The following is a 23,582-nucleotide window of genomic DNA, read 5'->3' as shown; positions in this document are numbered from 1 at the left end:
CCGAGCCTCAGCTGTTCTGCGAAGGCTGCTGCTGCTGACTCGGCAACGTCCCCGCCGCCATCCTCCGCGCCACTTCGCGGCGCAGGTACAGGAACCACACGAACGCCGCCAGGAACAGCACCCCGATGATCGCGATCGCCGGCAACACGAACGCCATGGCGATCAGCGCGACCTGCAGCACCAGCACCACCGGCACCGCCCACGCGTGCTTGAGCAGGCCGCACAGCACGAGCAGCGCCACGGCGATGCCGATGACCGCCCAGCCCGTCGCGGACGTGATGCCGCCGCCGAGTTTGTTGACGACGGGCAGGGCGAGGGCGACCGTGATGGCTTCCATGATCAGCGTGCCCGAGAGGACGCCGCGGAAGCCCTTCATGGGGTCCTTAGGAGGCGGCGGAGGCGTCTCGCTCATACCGGTTCCTTCCCGAAGAGGGTGCGGGCCTCGCCCGCGGTGACCACGGAGCCGGTGACCAGCACGCCGCCGCCGGCGAGGGGTTCCTCCGGGTCGTCGGACTGTTCGACGAGGCCGATGGCCGTCTCGACGGCTGTCTCCAGGTCGGGCTCGGCGAGCACGCGGTCCTCGCCGAAGATGGAGATGGCCAGTTCGTTGAGGTCCTCGAGTTCCATCGACCGCGGGGCCGAGTTGCGGGTGACCACGACGTCCGACACCACCGGCTCGAGCGCGTCGAGGATGCCGCGCGCGTCCTTGTCCGCCATCACCGCGACGACGGCGACCAGTCGGCGGAAGGCGAACTCGTCGGTGACGGTGGTGGCCAGCGCCTGCGCGCCCATGGGGTTGTGCGCCGCGTCGAGGAGCACGGTGGGGGCGGCGCGCACGCGCTCCAGCCGGCCCGGGTTCTCGACCTCGGCGAAGGCCTCGCGCACGGCTTCGAGCACCAGCTGGCGCTCCTTGCCCGCACCGAAGAACGCCTCGACGGACGCGAGCGCGAGCGCCGCGTTGGCCGCCTGGTGGGCGCCGTGCAGGGGCAGGAAGATCTGGTCGTACACGCCGCCGAGGCCCTGCAGCTTCAGCATCTGCCCGCCGACCGCGACCTCGCGCTCCAGCACGCCGAACTCGCTGCCGGCGCGCGCCACCGCGGCGTCGACGTCGACCGCGCGCTTGAGCAGCACGTTGAGCACGTCGGGGTCCTGCTCGGCGATCACGGCGACGGAGCCGGGCTTGATGATCCCGGCCTTCTCGCGCGCCGCGTCGACGGCCGTCGGGCCGAGGTACTCGGTGTGGTCGAGGCCGATGGGGGTGATCACGGCGACGTCGGCGTCGGCGACGTTCGTGGCATCCCACGCCCCGCCCATGCCCGCCTCGATCACGGCGGCCTCCACGGGCGCGTCGGAGAACGCGGCGAACGCCATGCCGGTGAGCACCTCGAACTTGCTCATCGCCACGCCGTCCTCGCTTGCGGCGTCCACCATGTTCACGTACGGCGCGACGTCGCGGAACAGATCCACGTACCGCGCGGCCGAGATCGGGTGCCCGTCGAGCGCGATGCGTTCGGTGACCAGCTGCAGGTGCGGGCTCGTGTACCGCCCGACGCGCAGGCCCATGCGGGTGAGCAGCGCGTCGATCATGCGGCTGACCGAGCCCTTGCCGTTGGTTCCGGCGACGTGCAGCACGGGGTAGCCGCGGTTCGGCTCGCCCAGCAGCGTGACCAGCGCCTGGATCCGCGCGAGGCTCGGCTCGATCTTCGTCTCGGGCCAGCGCTGGTTCAGCTCCGCCTCGACGGCCATGAGCTCCCGGCGCGCCTGGGGCCCGTTGGGGTTCTGCGCCGGCTCTTCGACACCCTGGTCGTCGAGCTCGTGCAGCTCCGCCTCTTCGGCTCCGAGCAGGTCCGGCACCGGGCCGGTCGCCAGGTTGTCCCCCAGCTGCCCGATCCCGCCGATACCCCCGCGGGACCCACCGCCGACGGTGTACGCGGCGTCCGGCGCGTCCAGGTCGGGGTCGATGTCGTCCGATTCGTCGTGCGCCCGCGCCCCCAGCTCGTCGACCCCGGCGAAACTGTCCGGGTCCGCGAGATCGGGCCGCCTCTGGCCGGCCTCGTCGATCTCCTCGAACGGCCCCTGGCCGTCCGCATCACCTCGCGGCACGCACACGCTCCCTCGACGACGGGCTTCACCTGACCAGACGAGTCTACGTGCGGTGAGTTGCCGGGCGTCGGGCCCGTGTCGGTAGGGGTGACCTGCGGGTTCGGCCGTGGGCGCAGCGTTGCTGGTTAAGTCGGGGGCATGCCGTTCAACCACAACCACCGCTACCACCCGCTGCTGCTGAGCCTCGTGCCGCCGGAGGCGAAAAGGGCACTGGACGTCGGATGCGGACAGGGGCGGTTCGCGCGGCGGTTGGCGGCCCGCGGGCTCGACGTGGACGCCGTGGACGTGTCCGAGGAGATGGTGCGGATCGCCACCGCGCTGGGGTCTCCGGGGCCGGGAAAGGTCGAGGCGAGAAAGGGCGACATCGCGAACGACGACCTCGGGCAGAACGCCTACGGCTTCATCTCCTGCATCGCCTCCCTCCACCACATGCCGTTCGACACCGTGGCGAAGCTCCGCGACGCGCTGCACCCCGGCGGAGTCCTCGCGGTTCTCGGGCTGGCCCGACCCAGCACCCCCGGCGACTACGCCGTCGAGCTCGCCTTCGCGCCGGCCAACGTGGCCGCGCGGCTGGTCGTCGCGGCGGGCGAGTGGCTCAACGGCGGCCCGGACCCGACGCCGGAACCACCCGTGGACCTGAAGTTCCCGACGATGAACGAGCTCAGGCACGACGCGCAAGAGCTCCTTCCCGGCAGCACGATCCGGCGGCTCTCGTTCTGGCGGCACCTCCTGACCTACCGGAAACCGTTGTCCTGACCCGATTCCCGCCGCGTCACACCACTGGCGGGTGAATCCCGGGGCCGGCCACCCGAACGGCGGCAGGCAACCCGCGAAGAGCTGGTTACACGTGAGAAGAGTCCGTGAATTCGGTTCGGAGAAACGGGGCCTTCCCATGCGTACCACCCGGCTCGTGTTCGCCGCGCTGGCGGCCGCAACAGCCGTCACGACAGCCACCGCCACCGCGGACGCCGCGCCGCGGCAGGAGTACTACCGGAATTACGTCGCGCTGGGCGACTCGTATACCGCGGGGCCGCTGATCCCCGCCCAGCGGCTGGATCCGCTGGGGTGCGCGAGAAGTTCGTCGAACTACCCGTCGATCCTGGCGTCCGCGCTGCGCGTGGAAAGCTTCACCGACGTCAGCTGCTCGGGCGCGGACACATCGAACATGACAGCCGCCCAGAGCGTGCCGCTGGGCGTGAACGCACCGCAGTTTTCCGCGCTGCGCCTGGACACCGACCTCGTGACGCTCGCCATCGGCGGCAACGACTCCGGCGTCTTCGGCACCCTCATCGGCACCTGCCCGGCGCTGCGTCCGACCGACCCGAGCGGCAACCCGTGCGAGCGCCACTTCACGGCCGGCGGCGTGGATTCCATCAAGGCCGCCTTGAAAAACACGCAGCAGAGCATCCGGACGGTGCTGACCGGCATCCACGCGCGTTCCCCGCGGGCGAAGGTGCTCGCCGTCGGGTACCCGCGCATCGCGCCGGCGTCGGGTTACTGCCCGAGCGTGCTGCCCTTCGCCGACGGTGACTACGCCTGGCTGTCCAGCGTGGAAGAAGCCCTCAACACCGCCATCGAGAACGCCGTCGAGGCCGACGGCAACGCGTCCTATGTGGACACGTTCACCCCGTCGGCCGGCCACGACGCCTGCGCGCCCGGCGGCGCCGCGTGGATCAACGGCCAGGACACCCTGCTCTTCACCGCCGCTGCCTACCACCCGCTGCCCGAAGGCATGGCGGGTCTCGCCGGGGTCATCCACCGGCAGCTCGCCGGCTGACCCCCGGACCGCGAACGAGCGGGGGCGGCGGTCACCCGCCGGCCCCCGTCGCTCGTGGACACCCCTCCCTCGGCACCGCAGAGTCTCGCAACCGTCACACCGGAGTGTCAACTCAGGTTACTAACTTGCATAATCACGCCAACTGAGATGAAAATCAGCAGGCGAGACCCGCGCCGCCGGCAACCGGCGCAGCCAGGACCGGGCAGGCACCCACCTCCAGTCAAGTGCCGGCCCGGCCCGCCTCGGCCCGGATCTCTTCGGCTTGAACCGCGAAGTCCAGGAGCACCTTCGCGAACTCCCCCGGCAATTCACCGGGCGCGCCGTGCCCGGCCGGCAGCTCGATGTGGTTCGCGTACGGGATCGCGGCCAGCAGTTCCTGTTGCTGCGCCGCCTCGATCAACCGGTCGTACGCGCTGGACAGCGCCAGCGTCGGCGCCGTGATCGAGCCCAGCACCGGCCGGAGGTCGACGCCGCGGTCGGCCTCGATCTGCCGCGCCGTCCCGGGCTGGATCACCAGCTGCGCCACCAGGTCCTCGTTGGCCTCCGGGGTGGTCGTGGCCCAGTAGCCGGGCCCGAACGCCATCAGCGGCAGCATTCCGCGCGAACACGTCGGTGCCGTGGTCGAGGAGCGCGAGCCAGTAGCGGAACTCGGCGTCCTGCCGCGGGTCGGTCTTCGGCCAGGCGGCGTGGAGCACGGCGGAGCGCACGCGCGCCGGGTGTGTGCCCGCCAGGTGCGCCGCCACCACCGCGCCGAGCGAATGGCCGGCGACGTGGAACGTGGTGAGCCCGGCGTCGTCCGCCGCGGCCAGTGCTTCGGCCGCGAGATCGGCGATCGAGACCGGGCCACCGTGGTCGACGGTGCTGCCGGAACCGGAGAAATCGGGCGCGACGACCGTGAACGACTCCCGCGCGAGCTCCACTACCGGCGCCCACTGTTCGTGCGACGCCGCCGTGCCGTGCTGCAGCAGGAGCCCGGGACCGGAGCCGGTCACGGCGTAGTGGACCTCGGCGGTTCCGCCGGTCAGGGTCACGCCGACCACGGTCACGCCACCACGCGCAGGCTCGCGAGCACGTCGCGCAGCACGGCGGTGAACGCGACGGGGTCCTCCTGGTGCGGCAGGTGCCCGCAGCCGGCGACCACGTGCACGCTCGCGCCGGGGGTCAGGGCGGCACAGGTGCGCGCCACTTCCACCGGGATCTGGACGTCGAGCTCGCCGTGGACGTACGCGATCGGCACGCTCAGCTCCGGCAGCCGCGGGCGCGGGTCCCAGGTCGCAGACTCGCCGATGAGCGGGTCGATGTAGCCGGCGGAGTCGACGATCTGGCGGATCGTCCAGTCGACGAGCGCCGCGCTCGCGGCGGGCGCGTACCAGTTCGCCACCCAGCTCGCGACGAGGCCGGGCCGGTCGGCCAGCAGCGCCGCGGTGACCTCGTGGACCTTGTCGCGCATGCCCTTCGACGGCCAGTACCCCGGCCCGTCCACGGCGACGACACCGCCGACGAGGTCCGGCCGCACCAGCGCCAGCTCGGTGCCGAACACCGCGCCCATCGACGAACCCACCACGGCGGGCTTCTCCAGCCCGAGCGCGGTGATCACCTCGACGAGGTCGGCCACGTTGCCGGCGATGGTGTTGCCGGCCGCCGGGCGGTCGGAGCGCCCGCACCCGCGCCAGTCGAGCGTGACCACGCGGTGGTCGCGGATCAGGTCGGGCAGCTGGGACTGCCAGACGCGCCCGCTCGTGCCCCAGCCGTGCAGCAGGAGCACGGCCGGGCCGGCGCCCTCGTCCTCGTAGTAGAGCCGCGTGCCGCGGACCTCGACGAATGCCATCGGATCTTCCTTTCTTCCGTTCGCCTCCGAGCCAACCGCGACGGCGAGCGGCGACCAACGACCGGACCGCTCGTAGACTCATCACGAACGCTGATGAATGGGGCCGGGGATGGAGCTGCGTCAGCTGAGGTACTTCGTGGTCGTCGCCGAGGAGCTGCACTTCGGGCGCGCGGCCAAGCGCCTCCACATCGTGCAGCCGGCGGTGCGCCGGCTGGAGCGCGCACTCGGCACGGAGCTGTTCGAGCGGACCACTCGCACCGTGTCCTTGACCGAAGCGGGCGAGCGGTTCCTGCCGCACGCGCGCGCCGTGCTCGCCGCCGCCGACCGCGCGGCCGACGCCGTGGCCGACTTCCGCGCCGAACGCGCCCGGCTCGTGCGGCTGGGCACCAGCGACGGCCTCGGCGACCGTCTCGACGGCTTCCTCGCCGCGTTCACCCGCCTCCTCCCGGACGCCCAGCTGGAACTCGTGCACGCCCCCACACCGGTCCGCCTCCAGCAGATCCGCGACGGCGCCCTCGACGCTGCCTTCCTCCGCGGCGACTGGCCCGCCGACGGCCTCGACCTCGCTCCCTTGTGGACGGACGAGGTCCTCGTCGCACTCCCCGCGACACATCCCTTGGCTTCGTTGGACACCGTCGACTTCGCCGACTTGGCCCCGTTGCCCCTGCGCCTGAGCTCCCCCGAACGCAACCGCCCGCTCCACGGCCTGGTGCTCGCGTCCTGCCGCGAGGCCGGCTTCGAACCCGTGCTGGGCAAGGAGTTCACGAACGCCCAGGACACCCTCGGCACGCTCGGCCTGGGCCGTCCCCAGTGGACGGTGTTCTACCGCGCCCACGCCAACCTGCTGCCCGTACCGGGCGTCACCTTCCGCCCGCTCCGCAACCCGACGCCGCTCATGCCCACGTACCTCGCCACCTCCGCCGATCGGCGGCTGCGGCCGGAAGTCCTGGCGCTGATCGAAGCCGGCCGCGAGCTCGGCTGAAACGAAAAGTGGCGCCCGGCGCAAGAAACACCGGACGCCACCGTCGAGCAAACCTCACGAAGCCGGCAACGCCGCCAGCCGCGACTCGATGCGCTCGATGTCCGCCGCGGCGGTGGCGCGGCGGGTCTTGATCTTCTCGATGACCTGTTCGGGCGCCTTGGCGATGAAGGACTCGTTGCCCAGCTTGCCCTCGGTCTGCGCGAGCTCCTTCTGCGCCACACCCAGGTCCTTCTGCAGGCGCTTGCGCTCGGCGGCGACGTCGATGGTGCCGGACAGGTCCAGCTCCACCACGGCCACGCCGCCGGCGAGGGCGACCTCCAGGGAGGCGCTCGCCGAGAACTCGGCGGCGGCCGGCGTCAGGCGCACGAGCGACCGGATGGCGTCGTCGTGGCCGGAGACCTCGGTGAAGCCCGCGCCGGACAGGCGGGCGGCGACCTTCTGGCCCGGCTTCAGGCCCTGGTCGGCGCGGAAGCGGCGGATCTCGGTGACGAGCTTCTGCACGTCGGCGATCCGGGCGTCCGCGTCGGCGTCGGCGTAGCCGGCCGGCGCGGTGGGCCAGGAGGCGATCACGAGCGACTCACCGCCGGTCAGGGCGGTCCACAGCTTCTCGGTGATGAACGGGATGAACGGGTGCAGCAGGCGCAGCACCGTGTCCAGCACGTGGCCGAGCACGGCACGCGTCGACGAAACCCGCGCCTCATCGCTTTGGTACAGCTGGACCTTCGCGAGCTCCAGGTACCAGTCGCACAGCTCGTTCCAGGTGAACTGGTACAGCGCGCCGGCGACCTTCGCGAACTGGAAGTCCTCGAACAGGCCGTCCACTTCGGACACCAGCGCGCCGAGGCGGCCGAGGATCCAGCGGTCGGCCTCGGTCAGCTCGGAAGCGGCGGGCAGAGCCGAGGAGACCGACGCCCCGTTCATCATCGCGAACTTGCTGGCGTTCCACAGCTTCGTGCAGAAGTTGCGCGAGCCCGCGGCCCACTCGTCGGCCAGCGCCATGTCCGCACCCGGGTTCGCGCCGCGCGCGAGGGTGAAGCGCGTGGCGTCGGCGCCGTAGGCGTCCATCCACTCGAGCGGGTCGAGCACGTTGCCGCGCGACTTCGACATCTTCTTGCCCTGCGCGTCGCGGATCAGCCCGTGCAGGTAGACGTGGTCGAACGGCTGAACGCCATCCATTTCGTGCACGCCGAACATCATCATGCGCACGACCCAGAAGAACAGGATGTCGTAGCCCGTGGACAGCACGCTGGTCGGATAGAACTTCGCCAGATCGTCCGTCTGATCCGGCCAGCCCATGGTCGACATCGGCCACAGGCCCGACGAGAACCACGTGTCCAGCACGTCCGGGTCCTGCGTCCAGCCCTCGCCCGACGGCGGCTGCTCGTCCGGGCCCACGCACACGACCTGGTCGTCGGGGCCGTACCAGACCGGGATCCGGTGGCCCCACCACAGCTGGCGCGAGATCGTCCAGTCGTGCATGTTGTCGACCCAGTCGAAGTACCGCTTCTCCAGCTCCGCCGGGTGGATCTTCGTGCGGCCGTCGCGCACCGCGTCGCCCGCGGCGCGGGCCAGCTCCTCGACCTTCACCCACCACTGCAGCGAGAGCCGCGGCTCCACCACGGTGTCGCAGCGCGAGCAGTGGCCGACGGCGTGCACGTACGGCCGCTTCTCCGCCACGATCCGGCCCTGCTCCCGCAGCGCCGCCACGATCGCGGGCCGCGCCTCGAACCGGTCGAGCCCCTCGAACGGGCCCCGCGCGATGATCTCGGCGCGCTCGTTCATGATCGTGAGCATCGGCAGGTCGTGCCGGCGGCCGATCTCGAAGTCGTTCGGGTCGTGCGCCGGGGTCACCTTCACGGCACCGGTCCCGAACTCCGGGTCCACGTGCTTGTCGGCGACGATCGGGATCTTGCGGCCGGTCAGCGGCAGCTCGACCTCGGTGCCCACCAGGTGGGCGTAGCGCTCGTCGTCCGGGTGCACGGCCACGGCGGTGTCGCCCAGCATCGTCTCGGCGCGGGTCGTGGCCACGACGATGGCGTTGTCGCCCTCGCCGTAGCGGATCGACACGAGCTCGCCGTCGTCCTCGCTGTGGTCCACCTCGATGTCCGACAGCGCCGTCTGACACCGCGGGCACCAGTTGATGATGCGCTCGGCGCGGTAGATGAGCCCGGCGTCGAAGAAGTTCTTGAACACCGTCTGCACGGCCTTCGACAGGTTCTCGTCCATCGTGAAGCGCTCGCGCGACCAGTCGACGCCGTCGCCGAGACGCTTCATCTGGCCCAGGATCTTGCCGCCGTACTCGGCCTTCCACTCCCAGACGCGGTCCACGAACTTCTCGCGCCCCAGGTCGTGGCGCGAAAGGCCTTCGCCGGCGAGCTGGCGCTCGACCACGTTCTGCGTCGCGATGCCCGCGTGGTCCATGCCCGGCAGCCACAGCACCTCGTAGCCCTGCATGCGACGGCGGCGGCTCATCGCGTCCATCAGGGTGTGGTTGAGCGCGTGGCCCATGTGCAGGCTGCCGGTGACGTTCGGCGGCGGCAGTACGATCGAGAACGGCGGCTTCTCCGACGAAGCGTCGGCCGTGAAGTACCCGGCCGCTACCCAGCGGTCGTACATGGGTGCTTCTTCGGCGGCCGGGTCCCAGGCACCCGGAAGGTCGGTTTTCTGCTGCGGAGCGTTCTCGGTCACAATGGACAAGTCTACGAACCCGCTCCGGCGGGTTTGCTCAGGGGGAAAGGCGGTGCACGGATGACACGACCGGAAGATCCGGACGACCGGATCGAGACGCACCCGGACCTCGTCGATCCGAACTGGCGCAAGCACGCCGAGCTCGACGCTTGGCTGGGTGCCAAGAAGGAGATGAAGAAGCGCCGCAAGCGCGAACGCCGCTCCGGCGTCTCGGCGGGCTACGGCCACACCTCCGCGCCGAGCCGCTGGCCGGGCGTGCTGGCCCTGACGATCCTCGTGCTGCTCATCGCCGGCGCGATCGTCGTGCACCAGATCCAGGGCGTCGGCGTGAACGAGACCTCGATCTTGGAGCTCTTCGGCCTGTCGTAGCCCTCCCGGCGGCCGTCAGCCGCCGCCCCAGATGTCCTCGACGTAGCGGTTCGCCGCGCGAAGCCCGGCGAACCACGCCTGCGCATCGGCCTCGCCGGCGCCCGTCCTCTCGGTGAACAGCGTGGTGAAGGCCGCTCGGACACCGGGCGCCATCGTGGCAGCGTTGCCGCACACGAACACCGCCGCGCCGTCCTGCAGCAGCCGCCACACCTCGTCGCCCGCGGCCGCGATCTCGTGCTGGACGTACTTGCGCCCGTCGACCGGGGCGCGGGAGAACACGACGTGCAGCTCGGCGACCCCTTGGCGGTCGTATTCGCGCAGTTCGTCGGCGTAGAGGAAGTCCTGGTCCGAGTTGCGGCAGCCGAAGAACAGCAACGACTGGGCGATCGGCACGCCCTGCGCTCGCATCGCCGCCCGCTCCTGCAGGAAACCGCGGAACGGTGCGAGCCCGGTCCCGGCCCCGACCATGATCATCGGGATGTGCGGGTTGTCCGGCGGCCGGAACTCGATGGTCGGGCGCCGCACGAAGACGAACACCGTGCTGCCGTCGGGGCTGCCCGCCAGGTAGTTGGAGCAGACACCCGAGAAGGTGGTGCCGCCGCCACCGCGCACGGGGGCGCGCAGCACACCGGTGGTGATGCTGGCGACCTTCGCGTCGGTCAGCGGCGAAGACGAGATCGAGTAGTAGCGCGGCCGCAGCGGGGGCAGCAGGTCGAGGTAGACGCCGAACGGCACCGCGCAGGCGGGGAACTCCTCCAGCAGGTCCAGCAGCGACCGGCGGGGTGTGAAGACCCGCTCCTGGTAGCGGGCTTGGGACGGCTCGTCGTCCCCGGCGAGCGACTCGAGCTCGGCGCGCTGGGCAGTGTCCTCGGTGTAGCCGGCGAGCACCTCGATGCCCGCCCGGGTGGCCACGTCCTGCAGCTCGACGCAGCTGGCGAGGATGCCGAGCAGCGGCGCGGGCTCGTCGACGGGCAGGTGGGTGTGGTCTCCGCTGTGCGGGATGATCGTCGCGTACATTCCCCCGTCGAGCTCGAAGCGCAGCATCACCCGGCGGATCAGATCGAGGTGGTTGCGCGGCAGCACTCCGAGGTGGTCCCCGGCGCGGAAGTCGGCGCCCTCGGGCAGCGCCACCTCGATGTGCTTGGTGGACCGCCCGCCGCTGGGCGGGTACAGCTCGCGGTTGACCCGCACCAGGGCCGGCCGGGCCTGGTAGGACATGATCACCGGGTTGTTCAGCTGGCGGTTGACCAGCTTGATCGACAGCCGGGGGCCGGTCGTGGCCGGCTCGGCCGCGCTCTCGGGCAGGCCGGCGCTCGCGGCCACGTCGGCCCAGAGCCCGTGGTGCCAGGTGCGGTACTGGGCGTCGAAGTCGCCGTTCGCATTGCCCTCGCCCCGGGAGTGCAGCCGGGTGGCGCCGTGCGCGGCCAGCTCGGTGTCGATCAGCGTCGGCACCGCTTGGTACGTGGCCGCCCACTCGGTGTTGCCGCAGCCGAACACGGTGTAGGTCAGCCCGGCGGCGGCGTCCTTCGCGGTGCCGGCCCGGCGCAGCCACTCGCAGAACTTGCCGGCGTTGTCCGGCGGCGTGCCGTTGTAGGACGACGTGACGATCATGGCCGTGCCCGGGGAAGGCAGCGCGTCCGTGAGGTCGTCGAGCGCGCTGAGGGTCACGGTGTACCCGCGCTCGGTCCCCTCGCGGGCGAGCCGCGTCGCGATGCCTTCCGCGGTCCCGAGGTTCGAGCCGTAGGCGACGAGCAGCGGGGTCTTGTGCGCGTCCGGAGCGAACGCGACGCGCGGGGCGGGCGCCGCGGAGGCGGATTTCGCCGGTGCCGCGGGGGCGCCGCCGGGCCGGGTCAGCACGAACCCGGGGCGAGGGCGCACCTGGATGTGCATCTCGTCGGGCTTGATGGTCAGCGTCGTCTTCGTCTTGAGCTGGTAGTCCAGGTGGTCGATGAAGTCGAAGCGCTGCACGAGCATGCCGAGCACGAGCACGGCCTCCTGCATGGCGAACTGCCGGCCGATGCAGGCCCGCTGCCCGGTGCCGAAGGGCTTGTAGACGTGGGGCGAGAGGGCCGCGAGCCGCTCCGCGGCCATGTGGTCGGGGTCGAACTCCTCCGCGTCGTCGCCCCACACGCTGCGGTCGCGGTGCAGCATCGGCGTGAGCACGGTCAGCGGGAGGCCGTGCTCGACCAGGTACCGGTCGCCGATCACGGTCTCCTCGAACGGCGTGCGCGTGAACCCGGGCGCGGTCGGCCACAGCCGCAGGGCCTCACTGAGCACCTGCCGGAGGTAGACCAGCTTGTGGATCTGCTCGTAGGTGGGCTCGGCGCCGGTGCCGAACACCTCGTCGACCTCGGCGCGGGCGCGGGCCAGCACGTCGGGGTTCTTGAGCAGGTAGTAGATCGCGAAGGACAGCAGGCCGCTCGTGGTCTCGTGGCCGGCGATCAGGAAGGTGATGCACTGGGCCCGGATGTTCTCGTCGGGCAGCCGCTCGCCGCTCTGCTTGTCGACCCCGTTGATCATCTGGCCGAGCAGGTCGTCCTTCCTGCCTGCCTCGCCCGCGGCGCGACGTTCCGCGATGAGCTTGTCCACCAGGTCGTTCATGAACGCCTGGTCCTCCTCCAGCTGCCGCTGCGCGTGGATCCGCAGCCGGGTCTGGATGGGCAGCCGGCGGGCGCGGGCCTGCGACTCGGTGAGCGTGCGGATCATCGCCGCGACGAACGGGTGCCGGGTATCGCGGTAGAAGGAGTTGAAGCGGTAGCCGAACCCGCACAGCGCGATGGTGTCGAGCGTCAACCGGGTCATGTCGGCCGGCACGTCGACGTCCTCGTCCGGGTTCAGCCGCTCCCACTTGTCGACCAGCTGGCCCGCGATGTCCAGCATCATCGGCACATAGTCGCGCATGGACTGCAGGCTGAAGGGCTTCATCAGGATGTTGTGCGCGCGGTGCCACAGCGGATCGTCCGTCTCGGCCGTGAACAAGCCGGTTGAAGTCGCCGTACGCCGCACGTTCGCGAGGCCGCCGCTGACCACCTTGTCGAAGCGCGCGTCGTCGCAGATCTCCTCGACCAGCGAGGCACCGGACACGATCAGCCGCACGCCGCCGGGTGTGGTCAGCCGGAAGATCGGGCCGTACTCCCGGGCCATGCTCATCATGCTTTCGAACGGGCTGTGGGCGTCGATGTCGAAGGCGTTGCCGACGATGGGCAGCGCGCGCGGGCCGGGAACTTCGTCGATGGGGGTCCTGGTGGTCATGGCGTTCGCTCCTTGAAGAGGTGCCCGGAGGCCGCCTGCGGCGCGCGCGGCATTTCCCGGTTCTGCGCGTCGGGGAGGCTCGCGATGAATTCACGCGTGGCCATCGTGTGCCACAGGAAGACGATGCCCGCGAACGGCACAATGCACGGGCCGGCGATCCCAATGCACTGGAACCGCCGTCTGCGCGGAAATTCGCGTACCGGTTGTCCGGCACGGTCAGTCCCGGCGCCGGTGCGCCAGGACCTGCGCGTACCCGGGTCCGCGTCCGGTCTCCGCGGCAGCGCGATCCTCATCGTCCTGCCCGAATCAAGGGGTGTCAACAAGCGACGATTGCACTGGAAACGACGTGAAAAACACTGAGCAGAACCAGCTCGTTGCCCATCGGAAAAAGGCGTTACCGCTTCCGGTGGCGTTCGTTCACTACGTCCCGAGCCCTCCCGCTTTCCCCGCCCGCGCCCGCCGAGACCGCGGAGACCTCCGTCACCGGGTGTGGCCAACGTCGCCCCCTCGCGGGATGCACAGGACAGACTACACAGCTTAGACTGTGGATATGGCCACCGTACCCGCTCCCGTCGCCGAATCCGCAGGTTGGCTGCGCGGCGTCGTCGCACAGCTGCACCGCCGGCTGCGGCAGGTCGACAACGCCGACAGCCTCACGCCGTCGCAGTCGGCGGCGCTCAACCGCCTCTACCGCGAGGGCCCCGCGACGCAGGGTGAGCTTGCCGCGGCCGAGCACGTGCGGCAGCAGTCGATGGCCACCACGCTCTCGGCGCTCGACTCGCTCGGCTACCTCGCCCGCTCGCGCGACCCCGCCGACGGCCGCCGCACGGTGCTGTCGGTGTCCGAGCTCGGCGCGAAGACCGTGCAGGGGATCCGCCAGCACCGCGACGAGTGGCTCGCCCACGCCCTCGCGGCCGAGCTGACCGCCGAAGAGCTGGAGACGGTGCGCCAGGCCCTGCCCCTGCTGCAACGCGTCGCTCAGCACTGACCCCCAGCAAGCCCGGCATCGGCGCCGGGACCCGAACACCGACGTCAGCGCGGACGCCGGGGAGGACACCCGACCATTCCCCCGACATCTTCAGGACGAAGGAACCGTGACCACCACCGCAACGCCTCGGAAGGCACCGGCCAAGTTCGGTGCCAAACTCGTCACCCCGCTGGTGGCGAGCGCGGTGCTGAACCCCGTCAACTCCACCCTCATCGCCGTCGCGCTCGTGCCGATCGGGCAGAGCTTCGGCGCGGGGCCCGGCAAAACGGCCTGGCTGATTTCCGCCCTCTACCTCGCCACCGCCGTCGGCCAGCCCGTGGTCGGCCTGCTCGTGGACCGCTACGGCGCCCGGCGCGTGCTGCTCGGCGGTGCGTCCGTGGTGATCGTCGCCGGGATCGCGGGCATGATCCCGATCTCCGTCGAGTGGCTCACCGGCGTGCGCGCGGTGCTCGGTATCGGCACCTGCGCCGGCTTCCCCGCCGCGATGGCCGTACTGCGCAAGCGGGCCGACGCGCTGGGCCAGGGTGTGCCCGCGCGCGTGCTGTCGCTGCTCTCGCTGTCGTCGCAGACGATCATGGTCATCGGCCCGACGCTCGGCGGCGTGCTGATCACGCTCTTCGGCTGGCCGGCCATCTTCGCCGTGAACATCCCGCTCGCCGGCGCGTCGCTGCTGCTGGCGATCTTCTGGGTGCCGAAGGACACACCGGTGCGTGACGAAGCCACGAAGCCGAAGCCGATCGACGTGCTCGGCATCGCCTTGTTCTCGCTGTCGCTGCTGGTGCTGCTGTGCTACCTGATGGCGCCGGGCATCGGCGACCTGTGGCTGCTCGCGGCGGCCGTCGCCGTCGGCGCGGCGTTCGTGTGGGTGGAGCTGCACACGCGGGTCCCGTTCATCGACCTGCGGATGCTCGTGGCCAACACCCCGATCCTGCGCACCTACCTTCGCCAGGCCCTGAGCTTCATGGTGATCTACGCGATCATGTTCGGCTACGTGCAGTGGCTCGAAGAAGGCCGCGGCTTCAGCGACGCGATCGCGGGGGCGCTGCTGCTGCCGATGTCGGTCGTGGCCGTGTGCGCGGCGGCGTTCTCGGGCCGCACGACGGGGATCCGCGCGCGGCTGGTGGTGGTCGCCGTGGCGCTGCTGATCGGTTCGGTCGCGCTGCTGTTCGTCGGCGACACGACGTGGCTGGTCGGGCTGCTGGCCCTGGTCGCGGTGTTCGGGCTGGCCCAGGGCCTCACGAGCGTCGCGAACCAGACCACGCTCTACCGCGAGTCGCCCGCCGAGACCATGGGCACCGCGAGCGGCCTGTTCCGCACGGCCCAGTACCTCGGCGCGATCGTGGCCTCGACCGTGATCGCCCAGTGCTACGGCGTGCACGCCGACTCGGCCGGGCTGCACCACCTCGGCACCGTGCTCGTGGTGATCAGCGCGTTGCTGCTGGTCGTGACGGGCGCCGACCGCGGGCTGAAGCTGGCCGAACGCCGCGAACGAGCTCGTCAGGCCTGAATTGTCGACGTGAAATGCGCTACCCGGTGTTGGACTGTCGATCATCGAGGCGGACGATGGACGGATGCACCGTGATGCGCCGAAGAAGGACGTGGACGAGGCCGACCTGAAGGTGGGCAAGCCGAAGAGCTACGCGGCCGGCATTCCCGGCGTCGCGGTGTCGCTCCGGCGGGGCGTGGAGCAGATGGGTGTCACCCGCACCGCGCTCGCGCTGCGCCTGCTCAACCAGCGCGCGGGCTTCGACTGCCCGGGCTGCGCGTGGCCCGAGCCGCGCGAGGTCGACGGCGAGAAGCGCAAGCTCGCGGAATTCTGCGAGAACGGCGCGAAGGCCGTCGCGGAAGAAGCCACGCGCCGCCGCGTGGACCGCGAGTTCTTCGCCACCCACGCGATCGCCGACCTGCGGGACAAGACGGACTACTGGCTGGGCCAGCAGGGCCGGGTCACCGAGCCGTTCGTGCTGCGCGAGGGCGCCACGCACTACGAGCCGATCTCGTGGGACGCCGCGTTCGACCTCGTCGCCGGCGAGCTCAACGGGCTGGCGAGCCCGGACGAGGCGGTGTTCTACACCTCGGGCCGCACCAGCAACGAGGCCGCGTTCCTCTACCAGCTTCTCGTGCGCTCCTACGGCACCAACAACCTGCCGGACTGCTCGAACATGTGCCACGAGTCGTCGGGCGCGGCGCTGGCCGCCAGCACCGGCATCGGCAAGGGATCGGTGACGCTCGCCGACATCCACCACGCCGACCTGATCGTCGTCGTGGGCCAGAACCCGGGCACCAACCACCCGCGCATGCTCTCGGCGCTGGAGACGGCGAAGGGCAACGGCGCCAAGGTCTTGGCCGTGAACCCGCTGCCCGAGGCCGGGCTGATGCGGTTCAAGAACCCGCAGAACGTGCGCGGCGTCGTCGGCGAGGGCACCCCGCTCGCCGACGAGTTCGCGCAGATCCGCCTCGGTGGCGACCTCGCGCTGTTCCAGGCCGTGGGCCACCTGCTGCTGCAGTGGGACGAAGAGGCGCCGGGCACGATCGTCGACCAGGAGTTCGTGAAGTCCTCGACTTACGGGTACGAGGACTGGGCGAAGAACCTGCTCGAGATCGACTGGCCCGAGACGGAGAAGGCCACGGGCCTGCCGCGCGAGCAGATCGAGCGCGTCGCGCGGATGATCGCCACGTCCGAGCGCACGATCTACTGCTGGGCCATGGGCCTCACGCAGCACAAGCACGCGGTACCCACGATCGCCGAGATCGCGAACCTCGCGCTGGCGCGCGGCATGATCGGCAAGCCGGGCGCCGGCCTGTGCCCGGTGCGCGGCCACTCGAACGTGCAAGGCGACCGCACGATGGGCGTCTGGGAGAAGATGCCCGAGTCGTTCATGGACGCGCTCGACCGCGAGTTCGGCATCACCGTGCCGCGCGAGCACGGCTGGGACACCGTCGACTCGATCCGCGCGATGCGCGACGGCCGCGGCAAGGTCTTCTTCGCGATGGGCGGCAACTTCGCCTCCGCGACGCCCGACTCCGACGTCACGGCGAAGGCGCTGAGCTCGTGCTCGCTCACCGTGCACGTGTCGACGAAGCTCAACCGTTCGCACGTCGTCCACGGCACCACGGCGCTGATCCTGCCCACGCTCGGGCGCACCGAGCGTGACGTGCAGGAGTCGGGGCCGCAGTTTGTGACCGTCGAGGACTCGATGTCACAGGTGCACGCTTCCCGCGGCCGCGTGAAGCCCGCTTCCGAGCACCTGATCTCCGAGGTCGCGATCGTGTGCCGGCTGGCCGAGCGGGTGCTGGGCGCGGACCACGCTGTGCCGTGGCGCTCGTTCGAGAAGAACTACGACCTGATCCGCGACCGCATCGCCGCCGTGGTGCCGGGCTGCGAGGACTACAACCGCCGCGTGCGCGAGCCCGACGGGTTCGTGCTCCCCAACTCACCGCGCGACGCCCGCGAGTTCACGGGCACGGCGACGGGCAAGGGCACGTTCACGGTGTCGGAGTTCGAGTACCCCGAGGTGCCGGCGGGCCGGGTGCTGCTGCAGACGATGCGCAGCCACGACCAGTACAACACCACCATCTACGGCCTGTCCGATCGCTACCGCGGCATCGAGGACGGCCGGCGCGTGGTGTTCGTCCACCCGGACGACCTGGCCGAGCTCGGCATCGCCGACGGCGAGATCGTGGACCTGGTCTCGGAGTGGCGCGACGGCGACCGCCGCGCGCCCCGCTTCCGCGCCGTGTCCTACCCCACGGCCCGCGGCTGCGCGGCGGCCTACTTCCCGGAGGCCAACGCGCTGGTGCCACTGGACTCCGTCGCGGAGAAGTCCAACACACCGGTGTCCAAGGCCGTCGTGATCCGGCTGGAGCCGCACCAACACTCCTGACGCTCCGGTCCGGTCACGCGGGGGTTTTCCGGCGTGACCGGGCCGCGGTGGCCAGCAGCACGCCGAGGGCCGCGCCGAGAGTGTTGAGCAGCACGTCGTCGACGTCGGCGCTGCGGCCCACGAAGTACTGCACGATCTCGATCACCACCGAGAGCCCGGCCAGCGCCGCGATCACGGCGGCTTTCCGGCGCGTGACCACGCTCGCCAGGAAACCCAGCGGCACGAAGAGCGCGATGTTGCCGGCGTTGTTGATCAGCCCGAGGCGGCCGTTGGCGTTGCGGGCCTCGTCGACGATCCCGGCGAGCGGCACCAGGTTGACGTTCTCCGGTGGGCTGAGGTGCCCGGGCCGGAGCGTGAGGGCGAGCACCACCAGAACGGCGGCGGCGAGCAGCCAAGGGGCCCAGGATCGCATCGGTCCAGTCAACCAGCTCCGCCCACGCGGCCGTCGCCCCGGCACGCCGGTCCGGTCCGGTCCGGTGACGGTCGGGCGGCGATCGCCGTCGATCGGTCAGCCGGTGCCGGGGCGAGTGCGCCGTCAGTTCACGCAGTTCTCCCCGGCACTGGTGATGGGTGCGTCTCCCGCGCCGGCCGCCGCGCCGCCGCCCGACGACGTGCCCGGCCCGGCGTAGACCTGGCCGAGTGTCACCTCGATGTGGCCGGCGGGGACGTCGGCGGACTCGGCGGTGGCGAGGCCCCCCAGGAGCTCCGCCACCGCCTTGCCCTGGGTGGCCAGCGCGGCGCCGTACCGGACCAGTGAGGTGCGGCGCGCGGCGGCGTTGCCGGTGGTGCCGGGCGCGAAACCCTTGTCCTTCAAGACGTCCGAGACGCGCTGGGCCAGACCACTCGCGTCGCCCGCGTTGGCCACGTCCACCACCACACCCGAAGGTGCTTGCGGTTTCGAGGAAGCCGGGGGCGCGCCGATCAGGCTCGCCGCGAACTGCTTGACCTGCGCGGGATCCACCTGCACCGCCGTCGTGCGCGGGTCGCTTTTGCTGTAGCGGTAGTCGGGGTCCACGATCGGGACCGTCGAGAACTGGATGCCACCGCCGGAGATCCCGCGCATCTGGCCGACGAAGTCGAGCAGGTTCCAGGAGTCGTCGAGGACCACGGACTTCTTCACCGCGTCGATGAGATCGCTGACCTTGCCCGGGTTGGAGAGCGTGCCCGCCGAGAGCACCTGGTGCGCCAGCGAAGCGAGGAACACCTGCTGCCGGACCACGCGGTCGATGTCGCCGCGGGGCAGCGGCTTGCGCTCGCGCACGAAAGCGAGCGCGGCGGCACCGGAGATCTTCTGCGGCCCGGCCGGGAAGTTCGCGCCGGAGTCGCGGTCGGACGATGCCTGCTTCAGGCACACCTCGACGCCGCCGACGGCATTGCTGATGTCGTAGAAGCTCAGCAGGTTCACCTCGGCGAAGTGGTCGATCGTCACGCCCGTGAGGTCCTCGACCACCTGCCGCGTGGCGCGCCGCCCGGCCGTGAGCGACTCCTGCTCGATCTTGTCCTTGTCGGTCTCGCCCGCGGCGCGCAGCTTCGCGGCCTCCGCGAGCTTGGCGCGCCCGAACGCCGCGTTGATCTTGCCCTTCTCGCCGCCCGGCAGGGTCACGTACGAGTCGCGCGGGATCGAGAACGCCTTGACCGTCTGCGTGCCGTTCGGGATCCGCAGCACGATCAGGGTGTCGGTGAGGTCGTCGCCGTTGGGCCCCGCCCGCAGTTCACGCAGGACGTCCGCCGGGAGCGGGTTGCCCTTCTCGTCGGTCCGTGAGTCGCGGCCGACGAGAAGGATGTCGAGCGACCCGTCGGTCGGCTGTTCACCGGGTCGGGGCTGCTTGCCGGCGTCGATCACGCTGCTGCGCGTGACGTCGTCGAGTGAGCTCAGCGTCGAATACCCGTAGGCCGTGCCGGCGAACACCACCAGCGCCAGCGCCGAGACGACGATCTTCCCTGCGATCCGCACGCCCTACCGACGCTTTCCCGCTGCCGTCTGCTGCACGCGTGACCCAGTTCACAGCTCAGCGCAGGTAGGAAGCGCCGTTCAGGTCGAGGATCGCGCCCGAGGCCCAGGTCGCCTCGGCCGACGCCAGGTAGACCACCGCGTTGGCGATCTCCTCCGGCTCCGCCACCCGGCCGAACGGGCTCTGCTCCCGCACGGCGTCGGTGATCCGGTGCGCGACGCGTTCGGTCGCGGTGAACCCGGGCGCCACCGACGTCACGGAGATCCCGTGCGGCGCCAGCTCGATCGCGAGTGACTGGCCGAGCGCGTGCAGCGCGGCCTTGCTCGCACCGTACGCGGGGTGCTCGGGTTCGCCGCGGAACGCGCCGCGCGAGCCGACGTTCACGATCCGCCCCGGCGCTTTCCGCGCGATGAGGTGGCGGGCGACGTGGAAGGAGATGTTGGCGGCGCCCATCAGGTTGACGTCCAGCGTGCGGCGCCAGACTTCCTGCCAGTGCGCGTAGCCGATGGTCGCGACGGGCGTGGAGGTCTCGGGTGTCGTGCCGACGGCCGCGTTGTTCACGAGCACGTCGACGCCGCCGAGCAGCTCCTCGGCCGCGTCCGCGATCCGTTGTGCCGCTTCGGGATCACCGAGATCGCCGCCGACCAGCGCGTGGCCGTCGCCCGGGAGCGCGGCCAGCGTCTCCTCGGCCGCCGCGGCGTTGGATCCATAGTGGACGGCCACCCGGTCACCCCGGGCGGCGAAGGCGTGGGCGATCGCGCGGCCGATGCCGCGGGAGCCGCCGGTGACGAGGACGTTCACTTCGCGAACAGCTGCGCTTCGTCGCGGAACGCCTTGAACTCCAGGGCGTTGCCGGCCGGGTCGTGCAGGAACATCGTCCACTGCTCCCCCGGCTCGCCCGCGAACCGCTGGTACGGCTCGATCACGAACTCCGTGCCCGCGCCGCGCAGACGGCCGGCGAGCTCGTGGAAGGAGTCGACGTCGAGGACGAGGCCGAAGTGGGGCACGGGCACGTCGTGGCCGTCCACGGGGTTGCGACCGGCCTCGGCTTTCGCGCCGGGCACCACGTGCGTGACCACCTGGTGGCCGCGGAAGTCCCAGTCCACCCACGCGTCCGAAGAACGGCCCTCCGCCAACCCGAGCACCCCGCCGTAGAACGCGCGGGCGCGGGCGAGGTCGTCGACCGGGATGGCGAGGTGGAACGCGGGGCGCATGGGCTCTCCTTCGGCTCGCGGTGGCTCCCTCACCTTGATGTGCCCATGTCCGAATGTCAACATTGACCGATGGAGCCCCTTCAGAAGGCCGCCCGGCGCGGCCTCGCCGAAGAAGCGGCCGACCGCGTGCGCGACGCGATCTTCGCCGGCCACTTCCCACCCGGCGCGCCCCTGCGTGAGGTCGAGCTCGCCGCGTCGCTGGAGGTCAGCCGCGGCTCGGTCCGCGAGGGTCTCGCCCTGCTCACCCGCGAGGGCCTCGTCCGCGGCGGCTGGCATCGCCCGACCACGGTCGTCGAGGTGACCGCGGTGGACGTCGAGGAGGTGTACTCCGTGCGGGCCGCGCTCGACCGACTGGCCGCTCGCACCGCTCGGGCGCGGTCCACTGTAGACGATCTGGCCGCCTTGGACGACCTCGTTTCGGCGCTGTCCTCCGCCGTCGGCTCCGGCGCGGACGGCCCCCGATTGCTGGCGCTGGACATCGCTTTCCACGACCGCGTCTACGCCGCCGCGGGCAACCGTCGCCTCACGGAGGCGTGGGAGGCGGTGCGTTCGCAGGTGTTCCTGTTCCAGCTGCAGCGCGTGTCGCTGGGGGGTTCGCAGTACCGCTCCCACGTCGTCGCCGAACACCGCGAACTGGCGGCCCTGATCCGCGACGGCGACGCGGCCGAACTGGACCGCGTCGCCGCCGACCACGTGGACTCCGCGCGGAGCCGCCTGCTGGCGGAGCTCTAACCGTCCACTGCGGACGCCAGCGCGGCTTTCACCTTGGCGTTGCTGGTCATGCTCATCGTCACCACGGTCATCGTCAGCAGGACCGCCGCGGCGGCGAAGTACGGGGTCCGCAGGCCCGCCGCCGAGGCGAGCCAGCCGCCCAGCAGCGCGCCCAGTGGGCCGGCCGACAGGGAGACCAGGCGGGAAGCCGCGGCGACCCGGCCCATGAGCCGGCCCGGGACGATCGCCTGGCGCAGTGACCAGCCGAGCACCATGGTGGTGGCCATGCCGCAGCCGCAGAGCGCGAACATGGCGCCGGCGAGCCACGGGTTGTCCGCGAGCCCGAAGACGAGGATCGACGCGCCCTCCACCACGGCCGTCAGGGTGAGCGCCGTGCCCGTCCCGAGGAGTTTCTCGAGCGGTCCCGCCACAACCATGGCGCCCAGCAACCCGCCGACGGCGTCGGCGGCGAGCAGGAAGCCGTAGCCGACCGCGGACAGGCCCAGCGTGTCCTGCGCGAACAGCACCAGCACCGCGCCCACCGCGCCGAACGCCAGGTTGCCGACCGCCGGCCGCAACGCCAGGCCGAGCAGCAGCCGATCCCGGACGACGTATCGGAATCCTTCCCGCGCGTCCGCCCACACGCTGCGGCCCTCGACGCGCTCGGGCACCGGTGTCGAGGGCAACGTCCGGATCAGCAGCGCACTCGCCACGAACGACACGGCGTCCGCCAGGAACGGCACTGTCCGCGCGAGCGCGAACAGGAAGCTGCCCACCGGCGGCCCCGCGAACTGCCCGGCCGCCGTCGACGCACCCCGCAGCCGCCCGTTGGCGCGGCGCAGCAACGTCTGGTCGCGCCCGAGCAGGTCCGGCAGGTAGGCCTGCGAGGCCACGTCGAAGAACAGCTCCCCTACACCCAGCAGGAACGCCAGCACGAGCAACTCCGGGATCCCCAGCGCCCCGACCGCCCCCGCCACGACCGCAAGGGCCAGCAACGCCGCTTGCCACAGATCGGCGACCCACATCGTCCGCCGCCGGTCCCACCGGTCCACCAGCGCGCCCGCCACCAGCCCCACCACCAGGTGCGGCAACACCATCGCCACCGACACCAGGCTGATCACGACGGGATCCTTGCTCAACGCCACGGCGAACAACGGCAACGCCGCCGCATACGCCCCGTCCCCCAACGCCGACACCGTCGCCGCCGTCCACAACCGCGCGAAGGCGGGCGGCATCTTCGGCGCCGCAGCCGAGCGCCGGAACACCCGAACCATCCCGGTCATCGCGCCGCCCCTTCACCGGGTCGGAAGAACGCCACCGCGATCGTCGCCGCGGGCTCGTCCGGTTCGCGCGCCGCCTGCATCTCGTCCAGCAGCTCGCCCAGCCGGCGCTCGAACTCCGCGTAGCGTGACTCCCCGAGACGCAGGTGCGACATGCGCACGTACCGCGCCCCCTCCGGCGCGGTGGCCAGGTCGTCGATCGCGTGCTGCAGCAGGACGTCGCGTTGCCCGGGCGCCGGATCCGGCAGTACCACGGTCTTCGCGACCATCCCGTAGTACCGCTCGATGACGCCACGCACCTTGCGCGTCCGCACCACGTGGATCAGCCCGGCTCGCTCCAGCACCCGTACGTGATAACTCGAACTTCCCTTCGCCAGGTCCAGGCGCGCGGCGATCTGCGTGATCGTCGCGGGCCCGTCGCGCAGCACCGCGAGCACGCGGTGGCGCACCAGATTGTTCACGGCACGCAGTTGTTCAGTGGTCCGCACCTCGACGCTGCCGGAGGGCGGAACGTAGTCGTCCCCAGTCACGAGGATCAATGGTCAACGACTCTT

General features: G+C 71.2%; 20 protein-coding genes. 8 read left to right on the top strand and 12 right to left on the bottom strand.

What is annotated here, in order from left to right:
• Positions 1-7: 7 nt before the first annotated feature.
• Complete coding sequence (locus QRX50_RS22310; RefSeq protein ID WP_285973849.1) at positions 8-412, bottom strand: DUF4233 domain-containing protein; 405 nt, start codon at positions 410-412, stop codon at positions 8-10.
• Positions 409-2,061, bottom strand: a complete 1,653-nt coding sequence (gene folC, locus QRX50_RS22305) for a bifunctional tetrahydrofolate synthase/dihydrofolate synthase (RefSeq protein ID WP_285974528.1) — start codon at positions 2,059-2,061, stop codon at positions 409-411. The genes QRX50_RS22310 and folC overlap by 4 nt, the downstream gene beginning before the upstream one ends.
• 180 nt (positions 2,062-2,241) lie before the next feature.
• Here folC and QRX50_RS22300 point away from each other — a divergent pair, with 180 nt between their 5' ends.
• On the top strand, positions 2,242-2,859 hold the full coding sequence (locus tag QRX50_RS22300) for a class I SAM-dependent methyltransferase (protein WP_285973848.1): 618 nt from the start codon (positions 2,242-2,244) through the stop codon (positions 2,857-2,859).
• A gap of 136 nt (positions 2,860-2,995) precedes the next feature.
• Complete coding sequence (locus tag QRX50_RS22295) at positions 2,996-3,880, top strand: SGNH/GDSL hydrolase family protein (RefSeq protein ID WP_285973847.1); 885 nt, start codon at positions 2,996-2,998, stop codon at positions 3,878-3,880.
• A gap of 308 nt (positions 3,881-4,188) precedes the next feature.
• Here QRX50_RS22295 and QRX50_RS49630 read toward each other — a convergent pair whose 3' ends face one another.
• Positions 4,189-4,800, bottom strand: a complete 612-nt coding sequence (locus QRX50_RS49630) for an alpha/beta fold hydrolase (RefSeq protein WP_353074163.1) — start codon at positions 4,798-4,800, stop codon at positions 4,189-4,191.
• Between the two features lie 122 nt (positions 4,801-4,922).
• Positions 4,923-5,708 (bottom strand): alpha/beta fold hydrolase, encoded by a 786-nt coding sequence (locus tag QRX50_RS22280; RefSeq protein WP_285973846.1) that lies wholly within the window; start codon positions 5,706-5,708, stop codon positions 4,923-4,925.
• 109 nt (positions 5,709-5,817) lie between these two features.
• On the opposite strand from QRX50_RS22280, the gene QRX50_RS22275 reads away from it, so the two are divergent.
• Positions 5,818-6,690, top strand: coding sequence for a LysR family transcriptional regulator (locus tag QRX50_RS22275; protein WP_285973845.1), 873 nt, complete (start codon positions 5,818-5,820; stop codon positions 6,688-6,690).
• Between the two features lie 54 nt (positions 6,691-6,744).
• Here the strand turns inward: QRX50_RS22275 and QRX50_RS22270 are convergent, their stop codons facing one another.
• The gene (locus QRX50_RS22270; protein WP_285973844.1) at positions 6,745-9,378 is read right to left on the bottom strand and encodes a valine--tRNA ligase; all 2,634 of its coding nucleotides are present in this window, start codon (positions 9,376-9,378) and stop codon (positions 6,745-6,747) included.
• A gap of 60 nt (positions 9,379-9,438) precedes the next feature.
• On the opposite strand from QRX50_RS22270, the gene QRX50_RS22265 reads away from it, so the two are divergent.
• Positions 9,439-9,747, top strand: coding sequence for a hypothetical protein (locus QRX50_RS22265; RefSeq protein WP_285973843.1), 309 nt, complete (start codon positions 9,439-9,441; stop codon positions 9,745-9,747).
• A gap of 15 nt (positions 9,748-9,762) precedes the next feature.
• Here QRX50_RS22265 and QRX50_RS22260 read toward each other — a convergent pair whose 3' ends face one another.
• On the bottom strand, positions 9,763-12,999 hold the full coding sequence (locus QRX50_RS22260; RefSeq protein WP_285973842.1) for a bifunctional cytochrome P450/NADPH--P450 reductase: 3,237 nt from the start codon (positions 12,997-12,999) through the stop codon (positions 9,763-9,765).
• A gap of 550 nt (positions 13,000-13,549) precedes the next feature.
• Between QRX50_RS22260 and QRX50_RS22255 the strand changes: the two genes are divergently transcribed.
• The 3 genes from QRX50_RS22255 to QRX50_RS22245 all read left to right on the top strand — a co-directional run bounded on the left by QRX50_RS22255 (position 13,550) and on the right by QRX50_RS22245 (position 17,871).
• Positions 13,550-13,987: a MarR family winged helix-turn-helix transcriptional regulator gene (locus QRX50_RS22255; protein WP_285973841.1), complete on the top strand. Its 438-nt coding sequence runs from the start codon at positions 13,550-13,552 to the stop codon at positions 13,985-13,987.
• A gap of 172 nt (positions 13,988-14,159) precedes the next feature.
• Positions 14,160-15,494, top strand: a complete 1,335-nt coding sequence (locus QRX50_RS22250) for an MFS transporter (RefSeq protein WP_285974527.1) — start codon at positions 14,160-14,162, stop codon at positions 15,492-15,494.
• Between the two features lie 64 nt (positions 15,495-15,558).
• Positions 15,559-17,871, top strand: a complete 2,313-nt coding sequence (locus tag QRX50_RS22245) for an FdhF/YdeP family oxidoreductase (protein ID WP_285973840.1) — start codon at positions 15,559-15,561, stop codon at positions 17,869-17,871.
• A 13-nt stretch (positions 17,872-17,884) separates the two neighbouring features.
• Here the strand turns inward: QRX50_RS22245 and QRX50_RS22240 are convergent, their stop codons facing one another.
• The 4 genes from QRX50_RS22240 to QRX50_RS22225 all read right to left on the bottom strand — a co-directional run bounded on the left by QRX50_RS22240 (position 17,885) and on the right by QRX50_RS22225 (position 21,037).
• Positions 17,885-18,283, bottom strand: coding sequence for a VanZ family protein (locus tag QRX50_RS22240; protein WP_285973839.1), 399 nt, complete (start codon positions 18,281-18,283; stop codon positions 17,885-17,887).
• A 123-nt stretch (positions 18,284-18,406) separates the two neighbouring features.
• Complete coding sequence (locus tag QRX50_RS22235; protein WP_285973838.1) at positions 18,407-19,825, bottom strand: LCP family protein; 1,419 nt, start codon at positions 19,823-19,825, stop codon at positions 18,407-18,409.
• 55 nt (positions 19,826-19,880) lie between these two features.
• Entirely contained in the window at positions 19,881-20,624 is a 744-nt protein-coding gene (locus QRX50_RS22230; RefSeq protein ID WP_285973837.1) for an SDR family NAD(P)-dependent oxidoreductase, read from the bottom strand.
• Positions 20,621-21,037 carry a VOC family protein gene (locus QRX50_RS22225; RefSeq protein WP_285973836.1) on the bottom strand — a complete coding sequence of 139 codons (417 nt, stop codon included), beginning with the start codon at positions 21,035-21,037 and terminating at the stop codon, positions 20,621-20,623. The genes QRX50_RS22230 and QRX50_RS22225 overlap by 4 nt, the downstream gene beginning before the upstream one ends.
• 69 nt (positions 21,038-21,106) lie before the next feature.
• On the opposite strand from QRX50_RS22225, the gene QRX50_RS22220 reads away from it, so the two are divergent.
• Positions 21,107-21,769 (top strand): GntR family transcriptional regulator, encoded by a 663-nt coding sequence (locus QRX50_RS22220; RefSeq protein ID WP_285973835.1) that lies wholly within the window; start codon positions 21,107-21,109, stop codon positions 21,767-21,769.
• Here QRX50_RS22220 and QRX50_RS22215 read toward each other — a convergent pair.
• Together QRX50_RS22215 and QRX50_RS22210 are read right to left on the bottom strand one after the other, a co-directional pair.
• Positions 21,766-23,031, bottom strand: coding sequence for an MFS transporter (locus tag QRX50_RS22215; RefSeq protein ID WP_285973834.1), 1,266 nt, complete (start codon positions 23,029-23,031; stop codon positions 21,766-21,768). The genes QRX50_RS22220 and QRX50_RS22215 overlap by 4 nt on opposite strands.
• Entirely contained in the window at positions 23,028-23,558 is a 531-nt protein-coding gene (locus QRX50_RS22210) for an ArsR/SmtB family transcription factor (RefSeq protein WP_285973833.1), read from the bottom strand. The genes QRX50_RS22215 and QRX50_RS22210 overlap by 4 nt, the downstream gene beginning before the upstream one ends.
• Between the last annotated feature and the right edge of the window lie 24 nt (positions 23,559-23,582).

The sequence above is a fragment of the Amycolatopsis sp. 2-15 genome (assembly GCF_030285625.1).
In the GTDB taxonomy this organism is placed as follows: Bacteria; Actinomycetota; Actinomycetes; order Mycobacteriales; family Pseudonocardiaceae; genus Amycolatopsis; species Amycolatopsis carbonis.
Note: the sequence above shows the minus strand (reverse complement) of the source record. Positions and strands in the feature narration are given on the sequence as shown.

Bases quoted from the DNA above. Each gene is read 5' to 3' on its own strand.
- QRX50_RS22310 (WP_285973849.1), bottom strand. From the start codon at position 412: ATGAGCGAGACGCCTCCGCCGCCTCCTAAGGACCCCATGAAGGGCTTC.
- QRX50_RS22255 (WP_285973841.1), top strand. From the start codon at position 13,550: ATGGCCACCGTACCCGCTCCCGTCGCCGAATCCGCAGGTTGGCTGCGC.
- QRX50_RS22225 (WP_285973836.1), bottom strand. From the start codon at position 21,037: ATGCGCCCCGCGTTCCACCTCGCCATCCCGGTCGACGACCTCGCCCGC.
- QRX50_RS22265 (WP_285973843.1), top strand. From the start codon at position 9,439: ATGACACGACCGGAAGATCCGGACGACCGGATCGAGACGCACCCGGAC.
- QRX50_RS22275 (WP_285973845.1), top strand. From the start codon at position 5,818: ATGGAGCTGCGTCAGCTGAGGTACTTCGTGGTCGTCGCCGAGGAGCTG.
- QRX50_RS22295 (WP_285973847.1), top strand. From the start codon at position 2,996: ATGCGTACCACCCGGCTCGTGTTCGCCGCGCTGGCGGCCGCAACAGCC.
- QRX50_RS22260 (WP_285973842.1), bottom strand. From the start codon at position 12,999: ATGACCACCAGGACCCCCATCGACGAAGTTCCCGGCCCGCGCGCGCTG.
- QRX50_RS22280 (WP_285973846.1), bottom strand. From the start codon at position 5,708: ATGGCATTCGTCGAGGTCCGCGGCACGCGGCTCTACTACGAGGACGAG.
- QRX50_RS22215 (WP_285973834.1), bottom strand. From the start codon at position 23,031: ATGACCGGGATGGTTCGGGTGTTCCGGCGCTCGGCTGCGGCGCCGAAG.
- QRX50_RS22220 (WP_285973835.1), top strand. From the start codon at position 21,107: ATGGAGCCCCTTCAGAAGGCCGCCCGGCGCGGCCTCGCCGAAGAAGCG.
- QRX50_RS22240 (WP_285973839.1), bottom strand. From the start codon at position 18,283: ATGCGATCCTGGGCCCCTTGGCTGCTCGCCGCCGCCGTTCTGGTGGTG.
- QRX50_RS22245 (WP_285973840.1), top strand. From the start codon at position 15,559: ATGCACCGTGATGCGCCGAAGAAGGACGTGGACGAGGCCGACCTGAAG.
- QRX50_RS22300 (WP_285973848.1), top strand. From the start codon at position 2,242: ATGCCGTTCAACCACAACCACCGCTACCACCCGCTGCTGCTGAGCCTC.